At 61.2% G+C, this 24,095-nt stretch carries 21 protein-coding genes and 4 pseudogenes; 16 read left to right on the forward strand and 9 right to left on the reverse strand.

The features are described from left to right. Positions 1–400, reverse strand: a pseudogene (locus CN311_RS26955) (sensor histidine kinase); the annotation flags it as partial. 225 nt (positions 401–625) lie between these two features. Here CN311_RS26955 and CN311_RS26960 point away from each other — a divergent pair. The 3 genes from CN311_RS26960 to nifA all read left to right on the forward strand — a co-directional run bounded on the left by CN311_RS26960 (position 626) and on the right by nifA (position 5,770). Beyond that, on the forward strand, positions 626–2,059 hold the full coding sequence (locus CN311_RS26960; RefSeq protein WP_097576690.1) for a dicarboxylate/amino acid:cation symporter: 1,434 nt from the start codon (positions 626–628) through the stop codon (positions 2,057–2,059). Positions 2,060–2,368: 309 nt separating this feature from the next. Then, a complete protein-coding gene (locus CN311_RS26970; RefSeq protein ID WP_097576692.1) occupies positions 2,369–3,400 on the forward strand; it encodes a LacI family DNA-binding transcriptional regulator in 1,032 nt (343 codons plus the stop codon). A 654-nt stretch (positions 3,401–4,054) separates the two neighbouring features. After that, positions 4,055–5,770 (forward strand): nif-specific transcriptional activator NifA, encoded by a 1,716-nt coding sequence (gene nifA / locus CN311_RS26975; RefSeq protein ID WP_208866583.1) that lies wholly within the window; start codon positions 4,055–4,057, stop codon positions 5,768–5,770. 15 nt (positions 5,771–5,785) lie between these two features. On the opposite strand, the gene CN311_RS33895 is transcribed toward nifA, so the two are convergent. From CN311_RS33895 to panB, 3 genes are all read right to left on the reverse strand, one after another. Beyond that, positions 5,786–6,157, reverse strand: a complete 372-nt coding sequence (locus CN311_RS33895) for a pantoate--beta-alanine ligase (RefSeq protein WP_208866581.1) — start codon at positions 6,155–6,157, stop codon at positions 5,786–5,788. Between the two features lie 208 nt (positions 6,158–6,365). Then, a complete protein-coding gene (locus tag CN311_RS33900; protein WP_097576695.1) occupies positions 6,366–6,590 on the reverse strand; it encodes a pantoate--beta-alanine ligase in 225 nt (74 codons plus the stop codon). Continuing rightward, positions 6,587–7,432, reverse strand: coding sequence for a 3-methyl-2-oxobutanoate hydroxymethyltransferase (gene panB / locus CN311_RS26990; protein ID WP_097576696.1), 846 nt, complete (start codon positions 7,430–7,432; stop codon positions 6,587–6,589). Before panB ends, CN311_RS33900 begins: the two co-directional genes overlap by 4 nt. Positions 7,433–7,610: 178 nt before the next feature. On the opposite strand from panB, the gene CN311_RS26995 reads away from it, so the two are divergent. From CN311_RS26995 to nadC, 4 genes are all read left to right on the forward strand, one after another. After that, entirely contained in the window at positions 7,611–8,567 is a 957-nt protein-coding gene (locus tag CN311_RS26995) for an NUDIX hydrolase (RefSeq protein WP_097576697.1), read from the forward strand. 64 nt (positions 8,568–8,631) lie between these two features. Beyond that, entirely contained in the window at positions 8,632–9,606 is a 975-nt protein-coding gene (gene nadA, locus CN311_RS27000) for a quinolinate synthase NadA (protein WP_097576698.1), read from the forward strand. Further along, positions 9,603–11,144 carry an L-aspartate oxidase gene (locus CN311_RS27005; RefSeq protein WP_097576699.1) on the forward strand — a complete coding sequence of 514 codons (1,542 nt, stop codon included), beginning with the start codon at positions 9,603–9,605 and terminating at the stop codon, positions 11,142–11,144. Before nadA ends, CN311_RS27005 begins: the two co-directional genes overlap by 4 nt. Before the next feature lies 1 nt (position 11,145). Continuing rightward, positions 11,146–12,027 (forward strand): carboxylating nicotinate-nucleotide diphosphorylase, encoded by an 882-nt coding sequence (nadC, locus tag CN311_RS27010; RefSeq protein ID WP_097576700.1) that lies wholly within the window; start codon positions 11,146–11,148, stop codon positions 12,025–12,027. A gap of 118 nt (positions 12,028–12,145) precedes the next feature. Here the strand turns inward: nadC and CN311_RS33080 are convergent, their stop codons facing one another. Further along, positions 12,146–12,469, reverse strand: coding sequence for a hypothetical protein (locus CN311_RS33080; RefSeq protein ID WP_208866582.1), 324 nt, complete (start codon positions 12,467–12,469; stop codon positions 12,146–12,148). Positions 12,470–12,516: 47 nt separating this feature from the next. Between CN311_RS33080 and bioB the strand changes: the two genes are divergently transcribed. Genes bioB through panD form a run of 6 tightly spaced genes read left to right on the forward strand, consistent with a single transcriptional unit; the run spans position 12,517 to position 18,034 of the window. Beyond that, positions 12,517–13,512 carry a biotin synthase BioB gene (gene bioB / locus CN311_RS27020; protein WP_097576702.1) on the forward strand — a complete coding sequence of 332 codons (996 nt, stop codon included), beginning with the start codon at positions 12,517–12,519 and terminating at the stop codon, positions 13,510–13,512. Continuing rightward, entirely contained in the window at positions 13,509–14,648 is a 1,140-nt protein-coding gene (locus tag CN311_RS27025) for an 8-amino-7-oxononanoate synthase (protein WP_097576703.1), read from the forward strand. The genes bioB and CN311_RS27025 overlap by 4 nt, the downstream gene beginning before the upstream one ends. Continuing rightward, positions 14,645–15,280, forward strand: coding sequence for a dethiobiotin synthase (gene bioD, locus CN311_RS27030; protein WP_027033152.1), 636 nt, complete (start codon positions 14,645–14,647; stop codon positions 15,278–15,280). Before CN311_RS27025 ends, bioD begins: the two co-directional genes overlap by 4 nt. Continuing rightward, positions 15,280–16,545: an adenosylmethionine--8-amino-7-oxononanoate transaminase gene (locus CN311_RS27035; RefSeq protein WP_097576704.1), complete on the forward strand. Its 1,266-nt coding sequence runs from the start codon at positions 15,280–15,282 to the stop codon at positions 16,543–16,545. Before bioD ends, CN311_RS27035 begins: the two co-directional genes overlap by 1 nt. Further along, the gene (locus CN311_RS27040; protein ID WP_097576705.1) at positions 16,542–17,525 is read left to right on the forward strand and encodes a beta-ketoacyl-ACP synthase III; all 984 of its coding nucleotides are present in this window, start codon (positions 16,542–16,544) and stop codon (positions 17,523–17,525) included. The genes CN311_RS27035 and CN311_RS27040 overlap by 4 nt, the downstream gene beginning before the upstream one ends. Positions 17,526–17,581: 56 nt before the next feature. Beyond that, positions 17,582–18,034, forward strand: coding sequence for an aspartate 1-decarboxylase (panD, locus tag CN311_RS27045; RefSeq protein ID WP_097576706.1), 453 nt, complete (start codon positions 17,582–17,584; stop codon positions 18,032–18,034). A gap of 978 nt (positions 18,035–19,012) precedes the next feature. Here the strand turns inward: panD and CN311_RS27055 are convergent. Beyond that, positions 19,013–19,603 (reverse strand): NodA family N-acyltransferase, encoded by a 591-nt coding sequence (locus CN311_RS27055; RefSeq protein WP_097576708.1) that lies wholly within the window; start codon positions 19,601–19,603, stop codon positions 19,013–19,015. Between the two features lie 482 nt (positions 19,604–20,085). After that, a pseudogene (gene fabG / locus CN311_RS27060) lies at positions 20,086–20,822 on the reverse strand (3-oxoacyl-[acyl-carrier-protein] reductase). Positions 20,823–21,014: 192 nt separating this feature from the next. Between fabG and CN311_RS33905 the strand changes: the two are divergent. After that, positions 21,015–21,158 (forward strand): annotated as a pseudogene (locus CN311_RS33905) (LysR family transcriptional regulator); the annotation flags it as partial. Here CN311_RS33905 and CN311_RS27065 read toward each other — a convergent pair. Both CN311_RS27065 and CN311_RS27070 read right to left on the reverse strand, forming a co-directional pair. Continuing rightward, a pseudogene (locus tag CN311_RS27065) lies at positions 21,145–22,347 on the reverse strand (beta-ketoacyl-[acyl-carrier-protein] synthase family protein). The pseudogenes CN311_RS33905 and CN311_RS27065 overlap by 14 nt on opposite strands. Then, complete coding sequence (locus tag CN311_RS27070; protein ID WP_097576709.1) at positions 22,348–22,623, reverse strand: acyl carrier protein; 276 nt, start codon at positions 22,621–22,623, stop codon at positions 22,348–22,350. 809 nt (positions 22,624–23,432) lie between these two features. Between CN311_RS27070 and groES the strand changes: the two genes are divergently transcribed. Together groES and CN311_RS27080 are read left to right on the forward strand one after the other, a co-directional pair. Beyond that, positions 23,433–23,729 carry a co-chaperone GroES gene (gene groES / locus CN311_RS27075; protein WP_006333965.1) on the forward strand — a complete coding sequence of 99 codons (297 nt, stop codon included), beginning with the start codon at positions 23,433–23,435 and terminating at the stop codon, positions 23,727–23,729. 65 nt (positions 23,730–23,794) lie between these two features. Further along, positions 23,795–24,095, forward strand: a 301-nt coding sequence (locus CN311_RS27080; protein ID WP_280954049.1) for a TCP-1/cpn60 chaperonin family protein, incomplete at its 3' end; no start/stop codon positions are given.

The raw sequence follows: 24,095 nt of genomic DNA on the forward strand, positions 1-24,095 counted from the left end.
AGAGTATAGAAGAGCCGGCGTCGCGCGCGATGGCGCGAAGCTTCTCATCAAGCGCGGCTTCGTTGGCAGTGCTCGGACTGCGAAGCATCTCCTGAACGGCACCGTCGCGTGCCAGAACCAGCGGAATCATTCGCTGCTTCTCGATCTCTCCTTTCAAACTGTCGGCCGCAAGCGGGAACGCGGCAAGAGCACGGTCGCGTAGGGCATACTCTGCTCTGGTGCCGGCGATGCGTCCCGTTGCAAAGACGACGAAACAGAGCGCCGCACCAAGAATTGCAAGCACAACCACAAGCCAGAGAGATCGACCGCCGGATTTACCAGGGAAGACCAATGGCGCGCGCTGGAAGGCGCCATTACCAATGTCTTCTTCTTCTGCCATCGCATTCTTAAAACCGATCATTGACGAACCATAGTGCGGGGTTCCGCCAGAAGGGAAGGCGATCCGTGCGGAAAACCGCACAATCTTGCTGCGCGATCTGTTGAAGATACCTGAGGCTCCGCGTTCTCTTGGCTTGGCACGGCTCTTGCGGTCAACAACGCAGCGGCGTTCGACCGGGGCGCCGCGATGGGAGAAGCCGCGGGGAGGAACAGCCCGCCCCAAACCGGTCAGGGAGAGAAAACTTACATGTTGACCCCACTGGCTCCAAGCGTAAAGCGCGCACCCCGCAAGACCCTTTTTGGCAAGCCTTACGTGCAGGTGCTTGTCGCAATCCTCCTCGGAGTTGCGGTTGGCCATTTTTATCCGCAAATCGGAGAAAACCTGAAGCCGCTCGGCGATGCCTTCATCAAGCTCGTCAAGATGATCATCGCGCCCGTTATCTTTCTGACCGTGTCGACTGGCATTGCCGGCATGAGCGATCTTCAGAAGGTCGGCCGTGTTGCCGGCAAGGCGATGCTCTATTTCATCACCTTCTCGACGCTCGCGCTTATCGTCGGCCTCATCGTCGGCAATATCGTTCAGCCTGGCGCCGGCCTCAACATCGATCTGACCTCGCTCGACGTGCAAGCCGTCAATGGCTATGCCTCAAAGGCCCATGAGCAGTCCGTGACCGGCTTCCTGATGAACATGATCCCGACCACGATTGTCGGCGCCTTTGTGGAAGGCGACATTCTACAGGTGTTGTTCTTCTCCGTCCTCTTCGGCATCGCGCTGGCGATGGTCGGAGAATCGGGCAAATCGGTTCTTTCCTTCCTTCAGGACCTCACTGCACCCGTTTTCAAATTGGTCGGCATCCTGATGAAAGCCGCGCCGATCGGTGCTTTCGGAGCAATGGCCTTCACGATTGGCAAATATGGCATCGGTTCGGTAGCCAACCTTGCGATGCTGGTCGGGACCTTCTATCTCACGGCCTTCCTCTTCGTATTCGGGGTTCTCGGTGCAGTCTGTCGCTACAACGGCTTCTCGATCTTTTCTCTTATCGGCTACATAAAGGAAGAGCTGCTGCTGGTCCTCGGAACGTCCTCCTCCGAGGCTGCGCTGCCCTCTCTCATGGAGAAAATGGAAAAGGCCGGCGCCAAGCGCTCGGTCGTGGGCCTGGTTATTCCGACCGGATATTCCTTCAATCTGGATGGCACCAATATCTACATGACCCTCGCGGCCCTTTTCATCGCGCAGGCGACGAATACGGATTTGTCAGTTAGCGATCAGGTCCTGCTGCTGCTCGTCGCGATGCTTTCCTCGAAGGGTGCAGCAGGTGTCACAGGTGCCGGCTTCGTCACGTTGGCCGCTACGCTCTCCGTAGTGCCGGCAGTTCCCGTTGCTGGAATGGCGCTGATCCTTGGCGTCGACCGCTTCATGTCGGAATGCAGGGCTCTGACGAATTTGGTCGGTAACGCGGTGGCATCGCTCGTCGTTGCCCGCTGGGAAGGCGAACTGGATCAGGCACAATTGAAAGCTGCATTCTCCGGCCACCAGCCTGCCGAGACATCAACCGGCCAGCCACTGACAACGCCCGCGCCGAGCAACTCGGCAGCATCGCTGCCAGTTCAATCGCCTGGCTGGTCCCAAACGCCGGACGATCGGGCCGCAGGTTCCAAACAAACTCTCGCGGGCCGATGAAATCAAGAATCCCGAAATGCAGTGGGTGCAAAATCATCTGCGCCTTGCGAAGGTCTTGCACCGGTCACGACACACAAGCCATCGATGATGCGCTTAATGCCTCCGAAGTTTGCGACGGTTCGTGGAACCGCCCGCGGAGCTCGATCGGAGCCGTCGGCACGGCTGAACAATTCGCCCACGCTCTACGTTTCGGCTTCTACCTCGCACCATGCCACGACAAGAATTCGGTAGCGAACAGGATCATGACAGATTTTACTGAATGGACCTTTGCCAGATTTCTTCTTGATGTCGTTTAATCAGACTCGAACAATGGCGAAGCGACCCATAATTGCTGATATCGCCCGGGAAGCCGGGGTTAGTGTTGCCACCGTTGACCGAGTTCTGAATGCCCGTCATCCGGTGCGGAAGGAGACTGCGCAGCGGGTCTTAGCGGCGGCACAGGCCATCGGATATCACGCCGCAAGTCTTATCAAGCAGCGCCTGCAGCCGGACCTGCCGCAATATCGGCTTGGCTTCATCTTGAGAAAACCGACTCACCACTTCTACCAGGGCTTCGCGCGTGAGGTCGAAGCGGCGGTCAACGCGGCGAAGTGCTTCCATGGCACTTCGCTCATCGAATTCGCGCCGTCGCACATGCCGTGCGACCTTGTTCCACTGCTCAAGGAATTCGGCGCGCGCTGTCACGCGATCGCCATGGTGGCGCCGGACCATCCGGCTATCACGGCAGCCGTCCAAGAACTCAAGGCAAAAGGCATCCCCGTTTTCTCGCTGCTTTCCGATTTCGCCGAAGGTGTTCGTGAGGGTTATATCGGCCTGGACAACCGCAAGGTCGGGCGGACGACAGCGTGGATGCTTTCAAAGGTCGCAAGACGGCCGGGCAAGGTGGCGGTTTTTGTCGGCAGCCACCGTTTTCAGGGGCAGGAGCTGCGGGAGGTCGGCTTTCGCTCCTATTTCCGTGAGAATGCACCGACATTCGAGCTGCTCGATCCGCTCGTGAACCTTGAGGCACGGCAGATCACCTACGAGGCCACGCTGGATCTCATGCAACGGGAACCCGAACTCACCGGCTTCTATGTGGCCGGCGGAGGTATGGAGGGAGCGATCTCCGCGCTCCGTGAAGAAGGCGAAAGCCGGGGTCTCGTCGCGATCGTTAACGAGATCACGCCGGAGTCACGGGCTGCACTCGCAGATGGCATGATCACGATGTCGGTCGCCACGCCCCAGCGCCTGCTTTGCCAGGAACTGATGACGCTGATGGCCCAGGCCATCAAGGTCGGCACTTCGGAGACGCTTGGGCAGACTTTTCTTCCGTTTGAGATCTATCTGCCGGAAAACATCTGAAAAACTGATAAAATACTATCATGAGAGCCTAATTTCCTTTCATTCATGAAAGAAAAGCAGCGGGAGTTTGATTGACTCACCTGCCTCATTCCGGTCTCGTTTAACAACGAATGATTGCTGCGCGGCGGAAGCCAGTCAGCCGAGAACGACGACCCGCACTTCATGAAGAGAGAGGAAAGCTATGCGTCAAGCATCGCTCCGCTTTGCGATCGACCGCATGACGCCGTCCCATCTTGCCAGGGCCGCACTTGCTCGCGGCCCGGGCCTGACTGGCATCAACATTAGCTATCATCTCGATGGCAATTTCATTGCTCGCGAAAAGCCGGCTGCAGACGTCCGTCTTGCTGACGGATCAATCGTCACGACTATCTTCATCAACGCCTTTTCGTGTTTCAATGAATCCCCGCGTGCAAGGGCGAGGCGAGCAAACTCGTCGATTGTGCAGCGGCCTGCGGAGCGAAGACGCCGACGAATGCGATTCGCCAAGGACATCCACGCGCTGGACAATAGGCGCACTTGCCTCGGGCATCGATTTCATGGCGCAAGATGGATGATCACATGCACGATACTCGCAACTCCGAGCAAAGTGCCAGGCAGATCTCGTCACGCTGCATATCGCTTCCAAAAATGAAAAGCCCTAATTCAAAGTCCGAGATGAATAACGTGCTCCCTATTGTGCCGTTGCACGAGAGGGCGCCGGACATCTTTGAAACGTCGACAGCGCTCACCGCTCCCTCTGGGCTGGAAGCCACGTTGGCCAACGTCGTCGACCTCCTGCCATCGTTGGTGCAGGTGCGGCACGGCATCATCTCGCTCTGCGACGGTGCCGGCATACTGGACATGACCGTCGGCGCCGGCTGGAGCGAAGGCAGCGATGAGCGCTACCGCAAGCATCTGCCACGGGCGGCGATCGACCAGATCATAACGACGGGCATGGCGCTCGTCGCCGAGGACATAGCGTTGGATCCGGCTTTCAACGCCGCCGACAAGGACGTGCTCGGGGCGTCGGACAACATGAAAGTGTCGTTCATCGGCGTACCCATTCGCGTCGATGCGAACGTCGTGGGCACGCTGTCCATCGACCGCATCCTGGACAACAAATCAGGCTCCCTCCTCGATTACGACCTGCGCCTCCTTACCACAATCGCTAATCTGGTTGGACAGACAGTGAAGCTGCATCGCCTGTTCGCGTCCGACCGCGAGCGACTGATGGCCGAGAAAATCCGGATGCAAAAGCAATTCGGCGAACTCAAGCAGCCTGGGCATGAGGGCAAAAGGGCTCATGTCAAGGGGATCATTGGCGACAGCCCGGCGCTGCGCGGGCTGCTCGAGAAGGTCGCGTTAGTAGCCAGGTCCAACAGCACCGTTTTGCTGCGCGGGGAATCCGGGACCGGCAAGGAGCTGGTCGCCAAGGCCGTTCACGAGCTGTCGGGGCGCGCCAAGCGGCCGTTCATCAAGCTCAATTGCGCAGCGCTCCCTGAGACAGTCCTGGAATCCGAACTGTTCGGTCACGAAAAGGGTGCCTTCACCAGTGCATTCAACTCGCGCAAGGGGCGCTTTGAGCTCGCCGACAAGGGAACGTTGTTTCTGGACGAGATCGGTGAGATTTCGGCCTCGTTCCAGGCAAAGCTGCTGCGCGTGCTGCAGGAGCAGGAGTTCGAGCGCGTCGGCAGCAACCAGACGATTAAGGTCGACGTTCGCGTGATTGCCGCCACGAACAGGAACCTGGAAGACGCGGTTGCAAGGAACGAGTTTCGCGCCGACCTTTATTACCGCATTAGCGTTGTTCCCTTGCTGGTGCCGCCATTGCGCGAAAGGCGCGGTGATATTCCGCTTCTTGCCGCTGAGTTTCTCAAGAATTTCAACAGCGAGAACGGCCGTACGATGGTCTTCGATGCGAGTGCGACTGAAGTGCTGATGAACTGTGCTTTTCCCGGAAATGTCCGCGAGCTTGAAAATTGCGTGCAGAGGACAGCGACCCTGGCAGCGGGAGCGTCAATCGGCAGAAACGACTTTGACTGCTGCCACGGCCGATGCCTTTCCGCGATGCTATGGAAGCACGCATCGAAGGAGACTGCGCCGAAATCGGAGCCGATCGCACCATCGCCATTGAACCCGGCGATGCATTCGTCTGGTGATTTTGCTTCGGCCGCCTTTGCGGCCCCGCCCGTTGACAGCGAGCAGGCACTGCCAGCGCCTGTTCGGGTAGCCCTCGTAAGCGACGCGCAGATGACCGATCGCGAGCGTCTCATCGCGGCCATGGAAAGATCCGGCTGGGTTCAGGCAAAGGCAGCGCGCCTGCTTAGACTGACGCCGCGCCAGATTGGCTACGCGCTGAGGAAATACGGTATCGAGATCAAGAATCTCTGAACCGGATGTCGACCTTCAGTATGTCGGGCCGCGACATAGCGAGCGAGGCGAATAGTTGGGACAAATCAAGCGTGCGTTGGTTCGGCTCGGACCTCCGTCGGTGAGGCGGTGCAACCCTCCTCTCGGCGCCGGCCCGTAATTCGAGATATTCAACGTCTCTGTAGCCGGCGGCAAGGATCGCGTCGCCTCGGCGAATACAGCTTCGCATGGCGGTGCGAACCTCTCGGCCGCTCCAAGAGAATTTCGCTTTGGCGCCGCCATGCGCTGTGCTGTGCGGCCGACAGCCTGACAGTTGCGCGACGACATCACCAAGCCATCGGCTTCGCGCCTTGTCTGAAAGGCGATGATCCCGATCGGTATGTCGAGGCCGCGGGCAAGCCGGGGCACTTGCAACTGCTGAAAATCCTTCTCGCCGAAGAAGGCGGACGGCGCCGGTCTGGAGAAAGAGCTTCGTCACCAATCTCCCCCACGCCGTCGAAATTGCTTGGGCTGCGCCGCACAGGCCGCCCGCTCACCCCTCTCACCGAGATCGCGGTGGCAACCACTCCAGATACATCTCTCTTGCATCCGGCGCGTAAAGCAGCTGGCGGCGTCCTCATGCTCCGTGCGTAGGTGGGCGGCAAGATCGTCTGCGTCGTTCAATTGCGACGAGGGTAAGGATCACCCGGTCGGCGCGCTGATGTGCGGCGCGCACCAAGCTGAGATGGCCTTCATGCAAGGGCGCCCTGGTTGACACGACCGCGACCTTCATGCCCTGCCTGCGCCATGCCGCCACGGATTTGCGCGACTCGGTGGCGGTCCGGACGATCGGTGTACTCATGTCGCTTCTCCTCCGTTGATGGCTTTCAGTTCATCGCCGAAGACATGTTCGGCCGCCGGAAACCGGCGCTCCTTCACGTCGCACGCGTAGGCCTCGATCGCTGCCGAAGCGGCCTCTCCCAGTTCGACATAGCGCTTGACGAATTTCGGGCGGAAGTCGCCGAACAGGCCAAGCATGTCGTCGACGACCAGGATCTGCCCGTCGCAGGCCGCCGAGGCGCCGATGCCGATCGTCGGGATTGGGATTTCCTCGGTGATGCGGCGGGCGAGCGGTTCGGGCACTTTTTCCAGCACGACGGAAAAGGCGCCAGCCTCGCTGACCGCAAGAGCATCGCGCCAAATGCGGTCGGCATCCTCGCCCCTGCCCTGCACGCGATATCCGCCAAACACGTTGACCGCCTGCGGCGTCAGGCCGACATGCGCCATGACCGGGATTCCGCGCGCTGTGAGGAAGCGGATCGTCTCGGCGATCGTCGCGCCGCCCTCGAGCTTGACCGCAGCGCATCCGGTCTCCGCCATAAGGCGCGCGGAATTGCGGAAGGCCTGCTCTAGGCTTTCCTCGTACGAGCCGAACGGCATGTCGACGACCAGGAGCGCCCGCTCCATTCCCCGCCGAACCGCCTTGGCGTGCATGATCATCATATCGAGCGTGACACTGAGCGTGGAGGGAAGGCCGTGGAGAACCATGCCGACGCTGTCGCCGACAAGAACGATGTCGCAGTGGCCGTCAACCAACCTTGCGACCGGCGTGGTGTAGGCCGTCAGGCAGACCAGCGGCGTGCTGCCCTTTCGCGCACGGATGTTCGGCGGCGTGATCGCCTTGACGACACCTGCGGCGCTCAATCCACGTCTCTCCTCACCCAGCGTCACCCACGGCCAGTGTCGCGTTTGGCATATTTTTGTCGAGGTGCGAAGAGGTAAAATCGCCAGAGCGCGTGGTGTTGACGCGACGAGTGGTATGATAAAGAACAGAACTAAATCGGTTTAGACAGGCGGAGCTCTGCCAAGTAGGTCAGGAACTATGGATCAGGCAAAGGGACCAAGGAAAGGCAGAGCCATAGGCAAGACCAACGACGTCAACGCGGACCTCATCGCAGTCGTCGTTGCCGTGAACGACGCTGGACCTTGTGTTCTGACCATCGAAGAGGGCGGCGCCCTTCCCTCGGGCCCGTTTGAGCTCGCTCATCGTTCGCTCCAATCGGGCCTCAGGGCATGGGTGGAACTGCAGACCGGTCAGCCTCTCGGTTATATCGAGCAGCTCTACACCTTTGCCGATCGCGATCGGGTCGGCGCCAACCAGCGCGTGATCTCGATCAGCTATCTCGCACTCACCCGCGAAGAAGATACGGGCGCCTCGGGCAGGCGCAGTTGGGCCAGCTGGTACGACTATTTCCCCTGGGAGGATCATCGCTCCGGCAGGCCCCCGATGCTGGAAGAATTGTGGCCGCGCCTTATCCAATGGGCGGAGGACGCGGACGACGGCGCGACGCGCTTCGATCGCCGGCGGCGAGCGGCGGTCGCCTTTGCCTTGGACGACCGGGCATGGAACGAAGAGCTCGCGCTGCAGCGCTACGAGCTGCTCTACGAAGCCGCCCTGGTGGAGGAAGCTAAACGCGGCGGAGATTCGGCCATCCTCGCTTCGGTGCCGGGCAGATCGATGATCGCCGATCACCGCCGCATTCTGGCAACGGCTATTGCGCGACTGCGCTCCAAAATCAAATACCGGCCTGTTGTGTTCGAACTGATGCCGCCGCTCTTCACGCTTTTGCAGCTACAGCGAACTGTGGAGGCGCTCTCCGGCAGGCTCATTAACAAGCCGAACTTTCGCCGGCTCATAGAGCAGCAGGAACTGGTTGAGAAGACCGGGGCGACGACCGCCGAGACCGGCGGCCGGCCGGCGCAGCTCTACCGCTTCCACCATACTATTCTCGACGAGAGGCCTGTGGCCGGCACAAAATTACCGCTCGCACGGGCTTGACACCCCTTATAGTCACAACGATTATATACATCTTATAATCAAGTGGACTATAACTGGAGGCTCGATGAGTGCCGTCCTGCCTTCGAGCGCCACACTGTACGACCGCGTTCGGCGCGTTATCCCACCGATCGAGTGGCCGTTCTTCGTCGAGGATATCGACGCAATCCTGAATCTGAAGCGACAGCGCAATGCGGTCATCCTGGCGCATAACTACCAGACGCCGGAGATTTTTCACTGCGTGGCTGACATCGTCGGCGACAGCCTGGCGCTGGCCCGCAAGGCGATGACAGTCGATGCCGAAATCATCGTGCTCGCGGGCGTGCATTTTATGGCCGAGACCGCCAAGCTCCTCAATCCGGACAAGACCGTGCTCATCCCGGATCTCGGCGCCGGCTGTTCGCTGGCCGAGTCGATCACCGCCGAAGACGTACGCCTGATGCGGCAGCGCTATCCGTCCGTTCCGGTCGTCACTTACGTCAACACCTCCGCCGCGGTGAAAGCCGAGTCAGACATCTGCTGCACCTCGGGCAACGCGCTCGCAGTGGTGAAGTCGCTCCGGGTGCCGCGCGTGATCATGCTGCCCGACGAATATCTGGCAAAGAACATCGCGGCGCAAACCAAAGTCGAGATCATCGCCTGGAAAGGGCGCTGCGAGGTGCATGAACGCTTCACGGCGGCCGACATCCGCGAGCTGCGTGAGGCCCATCCCGGCATCAGTGTACTTGCCCATCCCGAATGTCCGCCTGAAGTGGTGGCGGAAGCCGACTTCGCCGGCTCGACGGCGGCGATGTCCGACTATGTCGCGCGGCATAGGCCGGCGCGTGTGGTGCTGATGACGGAATGTTCCATGAGCGACAACGTCGCGGTCGAGCATCCGGAAGTAGATTTCGTGCGCCCATGCAATCTGTGCCCGCATATGAAGCGCATCACACTTCGTAACATCCGGACCGCGCTCGAGGAGAACCGCCACGTCGTCACGATCGATCCTCATGTCGCTGAACGGGCCCGCTGGGCTGTGGAACGCATGCTCTTTGTATGACGGCGGACATCCATCACATTGGCGGAGCGCCGGTCATCATCGGCGCTGGTATCGCCGGGCTCATGACGGCGCTACACCTGGCGCCGCAACCAGTCGTCCTTCTGTCAAGGACCTCGCTCGGAACCGAAGCCTCGAGCATCCTAGCCCAAGGCGGGCTCGCAGCGAGTCTGGGGGAGGACGACAGCCCCGACTTGCACCTCGCCGATACGCTTGCTGCCGGCGATGGGCTTTGCGACGAACAAATGGCCAGGCGGGTGGTAGAGGCCGTACCTCAAGCCGTCGAGAACCTCATTCGTCTTGGTGCTCCTTTCGACCGGTCGCTAGACGGGAGGCTACGGCTGGGCCTGGAAGCGGCGCATTCGCGTCGCCGCATCGTGCACGCCGCCGGCGACGCAACTGGCCGCGAGTTGTTTCGGGCGCTGCTCGGCGTGGCGCGGCGAACCCGTTCGATCACGATCATGGAAGGCATGACAGCGCTTCGCTTGGTTGTCGCGGAAGGCAGCATTGTGGGCTTGCTGACTGTCCTGCATGGCGCCGTGTTCGCATTGCCCACACGCCGCGTGGTGCTGGCCACCGGTGGTATAGGCGGCCTGTTTTGCGATACAACCAACCCGCTCTCCTCATTCGGGCACGGCCTGGCGCTTGCAGCCTGTGCTGGCGCGGAACTAGCCGATCTCGAATTCGTGCAATTCCACCCGACGGCCCTCGACATTGCGCGCCGGCCAATGCCGCTTGTCAGCGAAGCAGTGCGTGGCGAAGGCGCGGTGCTGATCGATGAGCACGGCCATCGCTTCCTGGCAGACACGCCCGGGGCAGAACTCGCATCGCGCGATGTGGTTGCGCGGGCGATCTCGGATCAGCTCGCCGCCGGGCATGGCGTCTATCTCGATGCCCGACATTGTCTCGGGCAGAAATTCGCAAGGCGCTTTCCGGCAATCGACGCTATTTGCAAGCATGCCGGCATCGATCCGGCGGTGGAACCCATTCCCGTGCGTCCCGCTGCTCACTATCACATGGGCGGCGTGGCCGTTGACGCCGAGGGGCGAACTTCCGTTAGCGGCCTGTGGGCCTGTGGCGAAGTCGCATGCACAGGACTGCATGGCGCCAACCGGCTTGCCAGCAACTCGCTGACCGAAGCGGTTGCAACCGCCGCCTGGGTGGCTGAAAGCGTCGCGGCTACCTCTGCGGGTTGGCAGTGGCCTAGGCTTCCGGCAACTGTTCCCATCCGGCCCGACCCTTCACCTATTCGCCCGATTGTGTCCAATGCGCTTGGCATTGTTCGGAATGGGAAAACATTGCGCGACACGGTCGCGACACTGCTGCCGATCTCTGTCGGCGAGACGGCCGCGGCCGATCCGGCCCTGGTGGCACTGTTGATGGTGATCGCCGCCCTTCGGCGCGAGGAGAGCCGCGGCTCCCACTATCGATCCGATTTCCCCGGGCGCGATGCCGCCGCCCTCCCCTCACGACTGACGCTCTGCACAGCTTTTGAGAATGCCGTCACGCTCAGATGGCAAGCATCCGAACGGAGCCGTTGACATGACTTCACTTGCACCGCTTCCACAGATCATCATGGAGCCCATCGTGCGCTACGCCCTGCTGGAAGATTTGGGCAGAGCCGGCGACATCACGAGCGATGCGATAATCCCCGCCGATTGCAAAGCGACGCTGGCGTTGAATGCCCGGCAGGCCGGCGTTGTTGCCGGGCTCGATTTGGTCATGTTTGCCTTCCTGCTGGTCGATCCCGGGATCAGCATGCAGCTGCGGTGTCCTGAAGGAGGTAAGGTTTCGGCCGGAGAGACGATTGCGATCGTAAGCGGGCCGGCCCGCAGCTTGCTGACCGCAGAGCGCACGGCGCTCAATTTCTTGTGCAAGCTCAGCGGCATCGCGACGGCAACGGCTACGCTCGTAAACGCGGTGCGCGGCTATAACGCAAAGATCGTGTGCACGCGAAAGACAACGCCCGGCCTGCGTGTCCTGGAAAAATATGCGGTGCGAGCGGGCGGCGGCGCCAATCACCGCTTCGCGCTCGATGACGCCGTACTGATCAAGGACAACCATATCGCCATTGCCGGCGATATCCGCACCGCAATCGAGCGGGCGCGTAGCGCCATAGGTCACATGGTCAAGATCGAGGTCGAGGTCGACAGGCTGGACCAGTTGGAGATCGCGCTTACAGCGGGCGTCGACGCCGTGCTCCTCGACAACATGTCGGTCGAGGACCTTGCGCAGGCTGTGGCTATGGTCGGTGGCCGCGCGATCACCGAGGCTTCGGGCCGGGTAACGCGGGAGAGCGCCACGGCAATTGCGGCGACCGGCGTCGACCTCATATCGGTCGGCTGGCTTACCCACAGCGCGCCCATTCTCGACATCGGTCTCGACATGCCGGCCGACCGAAATTGCAACAGGCATCTGAACTGATGGAGAGGACATGAACCGGGATCGCAGGAACTCCTTTGGTGGCAGGCTAACCTGCGTCAGCACGTCCCCGGTTCCACCAACAGCCGACGCAAGCCTTCTCGGCGCCAAGCGACACGCTTCAACAACGGAGGCGGGAGGGACGGACCAGCAAGGCACAGAAAGCCGCGTCGCAGCCCTTGGCGTCATCATCTGCCGACTCGACGAGATGCGCCAGTTGGCGGCCTCTCACGGGCTGGAACTTCTGGGTTATCTGCTGGACGTCGCCTTCACCGAATCCTGCGACGCGATCAGAAAGGAGCATTCCTGTGCTCAGAGTAAAATAACGGAAACCGTAATCCCCACGGATGACGTGAGTTGAGCCTGCGGGCAGCAGTTGGAGAGTCCGCTCACGCGTTTCGATAGAAGACTTCCCGCTGGCATGCGCCTTGTCTTCAGCATCCACTGCAACGCTCCAGGCCAAGGACGGAAGATTATGGAGAACAAGACCTTATGAACGAACTCAGCCCAGACCTGACCTCGGATCCAATCGGTTGGGCGCTTCCCCCCTGGACGCGAGCGGAAGCCCAGGCGCTCCACGACGCGCCCTTCAACGACCTGCTGTTTCAAGCGCAGACCGTGCATCGCCAGAATTTCGATCCCAACAAGGTCCAGCTCAGCCGGCTGCTCAGCATCAAGACCGGCGGATGCCCCGAGGATTGCGGTTATTGCAGCCAGTCTGCGCATCACGAAAGCGGTTTGAAGGCGTCGAAGCTGATGGAGGTCAGGCGCGTCATCGCCGAGGCGACCAAGGCACGCGATGCCGGCGCCACCCGCTATTGCATGGGCGCGGCCTGGCGAAACCCGAAGGCGCGCGACATGGACGCGGTGGTGGCGATGGTCGAGGGTGTCAAGGCACTCGGCATGGAGACCTGCATGACGCTCGGCATGCTCGATCTTGAGCAGGCCGCTCGTCTGAAACAGGCGGGCCTCGACTACTATAACCACAACATTGACACGTCGGAGCGCTACTACAGCGAGATCATTTCGACCCGCACGTTTGCCGACCGGCTGGATACGTTGGCCAATGTCCGCGACAGCGGCATCAAGGTCTGCTGCGGCGGCATCGTCGGCATGGGCGAGGAGCCAATCGACCGAATCGACATGCTGGTGACGCTGGCCAATCTGCCGGAGCATCCCGAAAGCGTTCCGATCAACATGCTGATCCCGATCGACGGCACCCCGCTGGCCGAAGCTAAACCCATCGAGCCGATCGAATTCGTGCGCGTGATCGCGCTGGCGCGCATCATGATGCCGAAATCGCATGTCCGGCTTTCGGCCGGCCGCACCGCCATGACCGACGAGATGCAGGCACTGTGCTTCTTTGCCGGCGCCAACTCGATCTTCGTCGGCGACACGCTGCTGACGGCGAACAATCCGGGCGAGGACAAGGATAGCCTTCTGTTCCGCCGTCTCGGCATCGAGCCGATGGAACTCGGGGCGCAATGAACGGGGCACAACTTGCCCGCTATGACGCGACCTTGCAGGGACTGGCGCGCAAGGACCGGCTGCGCACACTTGTGCCGCGCGCCGGGCTCGACTTCTCGTCGAACGACTATCTCGGACTTGCCGCCTCCAAAAGACTTGGCGAGGCGGTGGCGGCGGCGATTGCGCGGGGGACGCCGGTCGGCGCGACCGGATCGCGGTTGTTAAGGGGCAACTCACCGGAGCACGAGGCCCTGGAGGCAGACGCCGCGGCGTTCTTCGGCGCCGAACGCGCGCTGTTCTTCGGCAGCGGCTATATCGCCAACTTCGCTCTGCTGACGACGCTGCCGCAAAAGGGCGACCTCTTGATCCTCGACGAGCTTGCTCATGCCAGCATGCATGAGGGGGCCCGCGCTGGCCGCGCCGAGTTCAAGCTCGCCGCGCATAACGACATCGATGCTGTCGAGGATGCGATCACCCGCTGGCGCGCCGAAGGCGGCATGGGCCGCATCTGGATCGCGGTCGAAAGCCTCTACAGCATGGATGGCGACCGCGCCCCGATGGCGCGCCTTATCGCGCTTGCCGATCGGCACGAGGCATTCCTCGTCGTCGACGAGGCGCATGCCACCGGCATCTGGGGACCGGACGGCCGCGGGCTGGCCGCCGCTTTCGAGGGCCGCGACAACATTGTCGCACTTCACACATGCGGCAAGGCGCTCGGCGCGTCCGGCGCACTCGTCACCGGTCCGCAAACGCTGTGCGACTATCTCGTCAACCGGTGCCGGCCATTCATCTACGCCACCGCGCCGTCGCCGCTGATGGCGGTGGCAGTGCGCGAAGCGCTCGCCATGCTGTCCGACGAACCGATGCGCCGCGTTCAATTGCATGAGCGTGTCGCCCTCGCGGGCCGCCAATTGGCCGAGCGCTGCGGCGTGGTACCCAGCGGCTCGCAGATCCAGCCCTTTGTCATCGGCGACAACAGGCGCACCATGGCGGTGGCGGCGGCGCTGCAGACGCGCGGCTTCGACATACGCGGCATTCGTCCGCCGACCGTACCCGAGGGCACATCGCGACTGCGCATTTCGCTGACGCTCAACGTCGACGAAGCCGACATTTCCGCCATGGTCGAGGCGCTCGTCGAGGTGCTGGCCTCGACATGACCAAGCGCATCGTCATCACCGGAACAGATACCGGAATCGGCAAGACGGTGTTTTCGGCGGGATTGGCCGGCTTCCTCAACGGCTTCTACTGGAAGCCGGTGCAGTCGGGCCTCGACGGCGAGACCGACAGCGAGGTTGTTGCGCGGCTTGCCGGCCTTCCGCCGGGGCGCGTGCTGCCGGAAGTGTATCGCCTGAAGGAGCCGCTGTCGCCGCATCGTTCGGCCGAACTCGATGGCGTCGCGATAGACGTGGCAAGGCTCTCGCTTCCGGACTTGCCGGGTCCGATCGTCATCGAAGGTGCCGGGGGACTGATGGTGCCGCTCAACCGGCGGACCAAGTTCATCGACATATTCGCTCAGTGGCGGGTGCCGGTCATCCTGTGCGCCCGTACCAAGCTCGGCACCATCAATCACACCTTGTTGTCGATCGAGGCCCTGCGGGCTCGCTCGATCCCGCTCGTCGGCATCGCCTTCATCGGCGATGAAGTGGCCGATACGCAAAGGACAATCGTGGAATTCAGCGGCATACGCCAGCTTGGCAGGCTGCCGCTGCTCGATCCGCTGACGAGTGAGACGCTGAGGGAAGCGATGGTTGCCGGCTTCGACCTCGCAGCGATCGCAGGAGGCGAGTGATGTCTCAGTCTCAAGTCTGGCATCCGTTCACCCAGCACGCGCTCGAGCCGGCTATCCCTGAAATCGTCAGGACGGAAGGCGCCTATCTCTACAAGGCTGACGACACACGTATCCTGGACGCCATTTCGTCCTGGTGGGTCGTCACGCATGGCCACCGCCATCCCCGCATCATCAGGGCCATCGAGACGACCGCGTCGAGCCTCGACCAGATCATCTTCGCGGGCTTCACCCACGAGCCAGCCGAACGCTTGGCCAGGGCGCTTGTCGGGCTCGCTCCCACCGGTCTCGACTGGGTGTTTTATTCCGACAGCGGCTCGACCTCAGTCGAAGTCGCGCTGAAGATGGCGCTCGGCTATTTCCGCAACATCGGCGCGCCGCGCTCGCGCATCGTCGTCATGGAGCACAGCTATCATGGCGACACCATCGGCACGATGAGCGTCGGCGCCCGAGGCGTGTTCAACGCCGCCTACGAGCCCTTGCTGTTCGAGGTCGACACAATCCCCTTCCCGGCCTCCGGGCGCGAGCAGGAAACGCTGGATCGTTTCGAGGCCGTCAGCCGTGACCGGCGCGCGGCCGCGCTGATCGTCGAGCCGCTCTTGCTTGGCGCCGGCGGCATGCTGATGTATCCGGCCTCGGTTCTCACCGAATTGAAGAAGATCGCAGAAACCTCCGGCACTCTGCTGATCGCCGACGAGGTGATGACCGGCTGGGGGCGCACCGGGACCATGTTCGCCTGCGAGCAGGCGTCCATATCTCCTGATATCCTGTGCACCTCGAAGGGCTTGACCGGCGGTGCCATCCCGCTGGCCGCCACGCTTGCCACCGATGCCATCTTCCAGGCCCATTATTCCGAGGACCGCACGAAGACGTTCTTCCACTCGAGTTCCTACACCGCCAATCCGATTGCCTGCGCGGCAGCACTTGCCAATGTCGAGATCTGGCGCGACGAGCCGGTGGCCGAACGGATCGCGACCTTGAGCGCGAAGCAGGCCGCCGGGCTGCAACGGTTCCGGGACAATCCATATTTCACCGCCTGCCGAGCCACCGGCACGATCGCGGCACTCGATCTGCGCACCGGCTCAGCCGGCTATCTGGCCGAGATCGGGCCGAAGCTCCGCGCCTTCTTCCTCGAGCGCGGCCTGCTAGTGCGCCCGCTCGGCAATGTCCTCTATCTTCTGCCGCCCTATTGCATCACCGGCGAGGAATTGGACGGGCTCCATGACGCCATCGAGGAGGCCGGCGAACGCTTCGGCACAAAGCCATGAGCCGATCGTCGCGCGTCCTCGGGTTTGGTCATCATGCGCCGTCGCGCAAGGTCGAGAACCCGGAAATTGAAGACCGTCTCGGGCTTGAACCCGGCTGGATCGAGCGGCGCACCGGCATTCGCTCGCGCTTCTGGGCAACCGACGAAGACACGCTGTCGGGCCTTGCCGCGCAAGCCGGCGACATGGCGCTGGCGAGCGCCGGCGTCGACCGTGGCGACATCGGTCTTTTGTTGCTCGCCACCTCGACGCCCGACCACCTTCTGCCGCCCAGTGCACCCTTGGTCGCGCACAAGCTCGGCCTTGGCCGCGCAGGCGCGGTCGATCTAACCGGCGCCTGCGCCGGCTTCATCTATGCGCTGATGTTCGCCGACGGGTTCACCCGCCTGCACGGCAAACCAGCGCTGGTCATCGCCGCCAACATCCTCAGCCGCCGCATCAATCCAGCCGAGCGCGCGAGCTCAGTCCTTTTCGCCGATGCCGCCGGCGCCCTGGTGATTGGTGCGTGCGAGGACCCTGATCTAGGTATTCTCGGCGCTTCGGTGGATTCGGACGGCTCGCGCTACGGGCTGATCCAGATCCCGGCCGGCGGAAGCAGCATCCCATTCCATGACGATCTGGATCTCGGGCAAACTCGGATGACGATGACCGACGGACGCGAAGTGTTCGCCAAAGCTGTTGAGATGATGACCGATTGCTCTACAAGCGCGCTTGCCGTTGCCGGAGTGCGACCACAGGACATCGATCGGTTTGTGCCGCACCAGGCCAATGCCCGCATTTTCGACGCGGTCGGGAGGAACCTAGGCATAGCCGATCACGCGATCGTCAAGACGATCGCCGACTATGGCAATTCTTCCGCCGCAACGATCCCGCTCTCGCTGTCGCTGGCCCATCGGATGCAGCCGTTTCGGCCGGGCGAGAAAATTCTTCTGGCGGCGGCGGGCGCGGGCCTCAGCGGCGGTGCCCTCGTCGTCGGAATTTAGCCGAGCGAACCAGCTGCCAAGATTCACCTTGTATGATGATGAGGACAACAGAACCAATGCGAAAAATAGTGGCCGGCAAGCTGCACGGCATTCACGTCACCGAAGCGAACCTCAACTACCATGGTTCGATAACGCTCGACCCCGACCACTGCGAGGCAGCCGGGATCCTGCCGATGGAATTCGTGGAGATATGGAACAAGAATTCCGGTGCGCGGATTTCGACCTATGTCATCCTCGGCGAGCGCGGTTCACGGTGCTGCATCCTCAACGGAGCGGCGGCTCGCACCTGTCAGCCCGACGACCCGATTATCGTCTGCAGCTCCATCTACCTGGACGAAGCGCATATCACTTCGCTGAAGCCGCGGATCGTCACGTTCGACCAGGATAACCACATACTCGACCGCCTGAGCTACTCCGTCGATATTGACACAGACGGCCGTTACAGTTTCGCGATTCTTGACGAGGCGGATGAGCCTTTGGTCATTCCTGCCCTGGTCTCCGGGGCGTGAGCCGCGCTCCACAGATGTGCGAGCCTCTTCGCCCCGTTGCAACGTGCTCGGCACTGAAGAGCGTCTGGTCTAAGACTCGACGAAGTTGCTGAAAAAGGCCGATGCCCACTGCGCCTTGGGCACCGTGGGCCCTCGTGGGATGGCGCAATGTCTCGCAGCTGCTGATCCGCGAACAGCGGTTTGCATGTCTGACCCTTGTCTCAGGTTACTTGCGGTGGCGGCTTGCAAATTCTTTCTGCTTTCTCAAGCGCCGCGGCTGGGTCCTTGACGACCTGGCTTTTCATGATCTTTGCCGCCGTGTCGATCAAGCAGGCCATCGTCTTCCGCATCGGCAGCGGTGCCAACCATCATCGCGAATATGGCTAGCCGAACGGTCGCAAGCAGCACTGAGGTGGGCCTTCGGCAAAGTGTTTCCCGCCGGCACCATGGGCTCACCAGCCATCTAACGCCTGATCCGGTTGCATATCAGCGTTCGTCGATCGGCGGCTTGGCAGCAAGGCCGAGCCTGGCTCGTTGGCCATCGGCGAAATTTTCGGCGGGAGACTGTGTCTTGAACCGAAGAACTGTCAGTTTGCCGTCCTCGACAGTATGAACGACCCATCCCCCACCGCACCGCTTGACGCGCACGTCATTAGGTTCGCCAGCCACCATTACTGCCCCTCATTTTCGTCGCCCTTAGGATGAGACTGGAAGCCGTTCCCGCACATCGGAAAACATGGGACCTTACGTAACGTCAAGCCCCAATTTTGGGATAGCCGATGCCTCGTCGATTTCAGGGTGACGGCGATTGAGGTCCGCAAAGTCCGTGCGCGCGCAACCTCGTGCTCGGATCGACTTAGATGCGCAGATTTTGCATGTTAATTCAGCCTTATTATCCACAGCTAACGTGAATGGGAACGCGTATTCAGTCCGAGTAGCTCAGCAGAAAATCCGCCGCTCTGGTGCCTCAGCGCCATCACCCGGCACCTTCAAGATGTTTCATAGCTCCGGACCGTTCCGAACGATCAGGGTGCCGGATGGCCACTCGCTCATCGAGCGTCCAATCGGCACAACCACGACGAGCACGTCCTCGACGCGCGTGGGCGGCAGGTCGAGATACACATCTGCGAGAGTGGACCGCACACGAACGCCCGACACAATCGCCGCCAGGCCGTCTCTGCAGAACCTCTCCATATGGTTCCGCATCGCGTGCCGAACGGTGCCGAAAGCGAATGGAACCCCAAGCTGCTGCAACACTGGATATACAAGGCGCATTGAATGACTGATCCCTTGTCCCTCAAGATCCGGTCGCACCCCGTACAACCCCAGGTCGGCCACCAGGAGCTCGACCTCGTCAACTTTGATAAATCGGCGTAGTATGCCGATATGAGCCGCTACGCCGTGCGCGTCGTAGCTGATTGCGCGGAGCTCCGGTCTCGCACCGGCCCAGCTACGGCCGCCTTCGAATGGCTCTGCGTTGAAGGCCCCAGTCGGTCCGTAGGTCTTTCGGAAAAACTCGGAGAGTTCGACATGATCGGCCTGTTGCAACTCATTTTCCCAGCACAACCTCCACCGCACGTCAGAGCACATGGAAAGACCTCATCTTTGTTGCTGTTTTGTTGGGGAAGCGCCTAGCAGGGGGACGCTTGTCGCATCGAGCCGGCTCGATGTAGCTTGCGCAGGTCACCGTAGAAACTAGCCGCAATGAACATGCGACTCCGTTGTGTTCCGAGCACGCCGGAAGGCGTACATCAGAAAAATACAGCTCGGAGCCAATACAAACATCGATATTTACCTTTGGCTTACATCTTTGAAATCTTTCTATGCGACGTTCTGCAGAATGGGCAAAATCCTTTGTTTCGATGAATGCATCCATGCTATGGATAGGAAAGCATGCGTTTCAAAGAGCTTGTCTAGCCGCGGCCCCAAAGGCAGCCTTTATCACGAGGCTTCGACCCGGCCAGTTGCCCGACCGACCCGCTCGTCAGTTGCCAGACCAACCGACAGCTATCTGGGTGGGAACCTTCCTCCACTGTTGATACGCGTCATCGGGGCGCACTGAACTTTTCAGGCTAAATCATTGCCATGCCGCCGTTCACATGAATGGTCTGGCCGGTGATGTAGGCGGCCTCGTTCGAGGCCAGGTAGACCACAGCCGAGGCGACTTCCACGCCGGTGCCTATGCGCCTGGCCGGAATGGCGGCCATGATCGCTTGTTTCTGCTTGTCGTTCAGCTTGTCGGTCATGGCCGATTCGATGAAGCCCGGCGCCACGCAGTTCACCGTCACGCCGCGTGTCGCGATCTCCTGCGCCAGCGATTTCGACATGCCGATCATGCCAGCCTTTGACGCGCAATAGTTCGCCTGGCCGGGATTGCCGGTTACGCCGGACACGGAGGTGATGTTGATGATGCGGCCGTTGCGGCGGCGCCTCATCGAATGGGTCAGTTCGCGGGTGAGCCGGACCACGGCGGTCAGGTTGACCTCGAGTACCGCGACCCAGTCCGCGTCCGACATGCGGATAAAAAGCCCGTCCTTGGTGATGCCGGCATTGTTGACCAGTATGTCGACGCCTTCGAGTTCGGCTTCCGCGTTTGCGCCCCGCGCCTTGACCTCGTCGCGGTTCGAGAGGTTCGCCGGAAACAGTCTTGTCCGCCCGCCAAGCTCGGCAGCCAACATCTCGAGCTTTTCGACACGCGTGCCGTGCAGGCCGACGGTTGCGCCCTGCGCGTGCAGCGCCCGTGCATGGCCTCGCCGATTCCACCGCTTGCTCCAGTGACGAGCGCGTTGCGGCCGGTCAGATCGAACATTTATCGATTCCCTTTTCTAAGGACCGGCTTCGCACGGAAGCGGTGACTGGCGGCCACGCGCCTTCCAGATATTATCGGGTAGAGCTTTGGACAAACCCCCGAGCCGAACTCGAAGGGGCTTCGCTTAACCTTCCGGGTAGCGGTACGTCCACGTCGCTTCAACAGTTGAGAATTTTGCAAAAAATGGGGCCCCGGCTTGTCCAGCTTCCGCTGCCACTTGGCGCATTCACCGAGGCGGTCCAAGGGCAGGTCCTTCACAATCGTAATCCGGCAAGCTTTTGGATCCGAGAGATAGAGTTACTGGAGGCATCTCGCATGGCTTCTACACCTGCCTGAACGCCAGAACTGCGTTCATGCCGCCCATGGCGAAGGCGTTGCTCAGTGCCACGCGCACCTTGCGCTCGCGCGCCGCATTGGGCGTGACGTCGAGATCGCAATCGGGGTCTGGCTCGCGATAATTAGCGGTCGGCGGCACGACGCCCTCCCGGATCGCCATCACGGAGGCGATCATTTCAAGTGCGCTCGCTGCGCCCAGGCAATGCGCGTGCATGGACTTGGTGGACGAGACCGACATCGAATAGGCATAGTCTCCGAAGACGCGCTTGATCGCCGCCGTCTCGGTCTGATCGTTGGCCTTGGTGCCGGTGCCGTGGGCGTTGAGGTAGTCCACGTCCTCGGCATTCAGCCCGTCGTCGGCAAGGCAAGCGCGCATCGCGGCCTCCGGCCCCTCGATAGACGGCGCGACGATGTGGAAGGCGTCGCCGGAAAGGCCGATGCCTGCGATCTCGGCAAGCATTGTGGCACCGCGTACGGCGGCATGCTCATAGCTTTCCAGCACGGCCATGCCCGCACCCTCGCCTATCACCACTCCCTTCCTGTCGGCGGAGAAGGGCCGGCAAGTATCCGGAGCGAGCGCGCGCATTGCTTCCCATGCCTTCATTTGAAGGCATACGAGCGGCGCTTCGGCGCCTCCGGCAAGCATCCCGTCGGCCCGGCCGAGCCTGATCTGATCCGCGGCCGAAGCGATCGCATGGTTGGCTGATGCGCATGCGGAGGCGATGGCAAAGACCGGGCCGCGCAGGCCGAGACTCATGCTGACCTGGCTGGCAGCGGCGCTCGGCAACCCCCTTGGTGCAGTGTAAATGCCAGCACGCTTCGCCCCGCCCAAAAGGAGGTCGCGGTAGGTTTCTTCGACCGTTCCCCAGCCGCAGACGCCCACTGTCGCGCCGAAGCGATACGGATTTCCCTCATCGCAGGAAAGTCCGGCGTGTTGCATGGCTTCGCGCGCTGCAAGCACAGCGAGCAAGCTGTGGCGGTCCATGGAGACGAGCTGGTTGCGGCCGATGTCGTGCTTGGGCAGCTCCTTGATCTCGGTACCGACAGTGCCCTTCATCTCATGAAGCGCAGAAGTGACCATCGGGCGGATGGCGGAGCGACCTTCGCGCATCTCTTTTCAGATAGAGGCGGCGTTGTTGCCTAAGCCGCAAAGCCCGCCCATCCCAGTAATGACGACTCGCCTGTCCAATCAGACCCCCTTCGCGAGCAAACCGCGGACAGCTTCCACCATGTCGCCGACATTCTTGAGATTCGACCAGGCATCCGCCGCGTTCATGTCGATCTTGATGTCGTAGGCCTGCTCCACATCCCAGAGGAGATCCGCCAGACCCAGCGAATCGACTCCGAGCGAGGTCAGTTCCGTGGCAGTCGTTATTTCGCCGATGATGGACGCACTCTCGCCGCTCTCCGATTCGACGCGGTTCTTGATCGTGGCAATGATTTCCGTTGCGAGTTGATCAGCCATTGTGTTCCTTTCCATAGCAATGCCTTTTGACGTGGGTGCGGCGCCATACCTCTGCCAGTCACGTCGCAAAAATCGTCCCTGACCAGGCTTGTGCAACCCACCAACACCAATCGGATTATGGAGACCGGATGAGTTCCGGTTGCTCTGAGGCGTTGGCATCCAACTGCAGCTCATTTTCCCGCGGCAACTTCCATCGCACGTCTGAGCTCATGGAAAGATCTTCTCCTTTCAGGCTCTTTTTTCGCAGTTGTCACACGATGAGGGTAGCGGGCAATCAGGACGTGTGAGGTGCTGTCAATGCGAGATTCCGGAAGATTGAGAAAATCGTTTGTTTCGATGAGATGCATCCACCCTATGGATAGAAATACAGTCCAATAAACGGGCAAGCCTCTGGTGCGGGCGATAATGCTACAGGAGACATCCCGCATGGCCACCCCACGCAAAAGCTGGGCACGTCTCGGTCGCTACTAGATGCTCAGCGCCTCACACTCGCTCTCTCCGGTGCAACGAAACGGCGCTTGCGCATCGCTGAAGGCCCAAGGGGTTAGCGATCCGAAAGGGCGGATATTATCTTTCGGGCCGAGCTTCCGAACACCATCGATTCGCTCGAACTCTTTCAGGCCTGCATCGCCCGGAATATCGTGATCGCCCACCTCTTGTCTTGACTAGCCTCAGCCTAGGCCTTATGCCGTCACCATGTTAGCACTCGTCCTTGGTGAGTGCTAACAGTAGGTCCGGCATAGCCGAGCTTTGTAGGTTGTCCGGCGCTGCCGGACGCTTTTCCCACCGTTCTCATCGAGGAAGAAAAAATGGCAAAGTCGAAGTTCCGCCCGCTTCATGACCGCGTGGTCGTCCGCCGGGTCGAATCCGAATCCAAGACCGCCGGCGGGATCATCATCCCGGACACGGCAAAGGAAAAGCCGCAGGAAGGCGAGATCATCGCCGTTGGTTCCGGCGCCCGCGACGAAGCCGGCAAGCTGGTCCCGCTGGACGTCAAGGCTGGCGACCGCATCCTGTTCGGCAAGTGGTCGGGCACCGAAGTCAAGCTCAATGGCGAAGACCTTCTGATCATGAAGGAAGCCGACATCATGGGCATCATCGGCTAACACGCCGCCGCCTTTCATCCGTACCATCCAATCTGAATTTCGGGCGAAATGCCCAGGAGTACAAAATGGCTGCCAAAGACGTAAAATTCTCCCGTGATGCCCGCGAGCGCATGCTGCGCGGTGTCAACATCCTCGCCGACGCGGTGAAGGTCACGCTGGGTCCGAAGGGCCGCAACGTCGTCATCGACAAGTCGTTCGGCGCCCCGCGCATCACCAAGGACGGCGTCACCGTCGCCAAGGAAATCGAGCTCGAAGACAAGTTCGAAAACATGGGCGCACAGATGGTCCGCGAAGTTGCTTCGAAGACCAACGACATTGCCGGCGACGGCACCACGACCGCGACCGTTCTGGCGCAGTCGATCGTCC

It is taken from the genome of Mesorhizobium sanjuanii (genome assembly GCF_002529485.1).
GTDB classification, from domain to species: domain Bacteria; phylum Pseudomonadota; class Alphaproteobacteria; order Rhizobiales; family Rhizobiaceae; genus Mesorhizobium; species Mesorhizobium sanjuanii.

Bases quoted from the DNA above. Each gene is read 5' to 3' on its own strand.
- CN311_RS26960 (WP_097576690.1), top strand. From the start codon at position 626: ATGTTGACCCCACTGGCTCCAAGCGTAAAGCGCGCACCCCGCAAGACC.
- CN311_RS26970 (WP_097576692.1), top strand. From the start codon at position 2,369: ATGGCGAAGCGACCCATAATTGCTGATATCGCCCGGGAAGCCGGGGTT.
- nifA (WP_208866583.1), top strand. From the start codon at position 4,055: ATGAATAACGTGCTCCCTATTGTGCCGTTGCACGAGAGGGCGCCGGAC.
- CN311_RS33900 (WP_097576695.1), bottom strand. From the start codon at position 6,590: ATGAGTACACCGATCGTCCGGACCGCCACCGAGTCGCGCAAATCCGTG.
- CN311_RS26995 (WP_097576697.1), top strand. From the start codon at position 7,611: ATGGATCAGGCAAAGGGACCAAGGAAAGGCAGAGCCATAGGCAAGACC.
- nadA (WP_097576698.1), top strand. From the start codon at position 8,632: ATGAGTGCCGTCCTGCCTTCGAGCGCCACACTGTACGACCGCGTTCGG.
- CN311_RS27005 (WP_097576699.1), top strand. From the start codon at position 9,603: ATGACGGCGGACATCCATCACATTGGCGGAGCGCCGGTCATCATCGGC.
- nadC (WP_097576700.1), top strand. From the start codon at position 11,146: ATGACTTCACTTGCACCGCTTCCACAGATCATCATGGAGCCCATCGTG.
- bioB (WP_097576702.1), top strand. From the start codon at position 12,517: ATGAACGAACTCAGCCCAGACCTGACCTCGGATCCAATCGGTTGGGCG.
- CN311_RS27025 (WP_097576703.1), top strand. From the start codon at position 13,509: ATGAACGGGGCACAACTTGCCCGCTATGACGCGACCTTGCAGGGACTG.
- bioD (WP_027033152.1), top strand. From the start codon at position 14,645: ATGACCAAGCGCATCGTCATCACCGGAACAGATACCGGAATCGGCAAG.
- CN311_RS27035 (WP_097576704.1), top strand. From the start codon at position 15,280: ATGTCTCAGTCTCAAGTCTGGCATCCGTTCACCCAGCACGCGCTCGAG.
- CN311_RS27040 (WP_097576705.1), top strand. From the start codon at position 16,542: ATGAGCCGATCGTCGCGCGTCCTCGGGTTTGGTCATCATGCGCCGTCG.
- panD (WP_097576706.1), top strand. From the start codon at position 17,582: ATGCGAAAAATAGTGGCCGGCAAGCTGCACGGCATTCACGTCACCGAA.
- CN311_RS27055 (WP_097576708.1), bottom strand. From the start codon at position 19,603: ATGTGCTCTGACGTGCGGTGGAGGTTGTGCTGGGAAAATGAGTTGCAA.
- CN311_RS27070 (WP_097576709.1), bottom strand. From the start codon at position 22,623: ATGGCTGATCAACTCGCAACGGAAATCATTGCCACGATCAAGAACCGC.
- groES (WP_006333965.1), top strand. From the start codon at position 23,433: ATGGCAAAGTCGAAGTTCCGCCCGCTTCATGACCGCGTGGTCGTCCGC.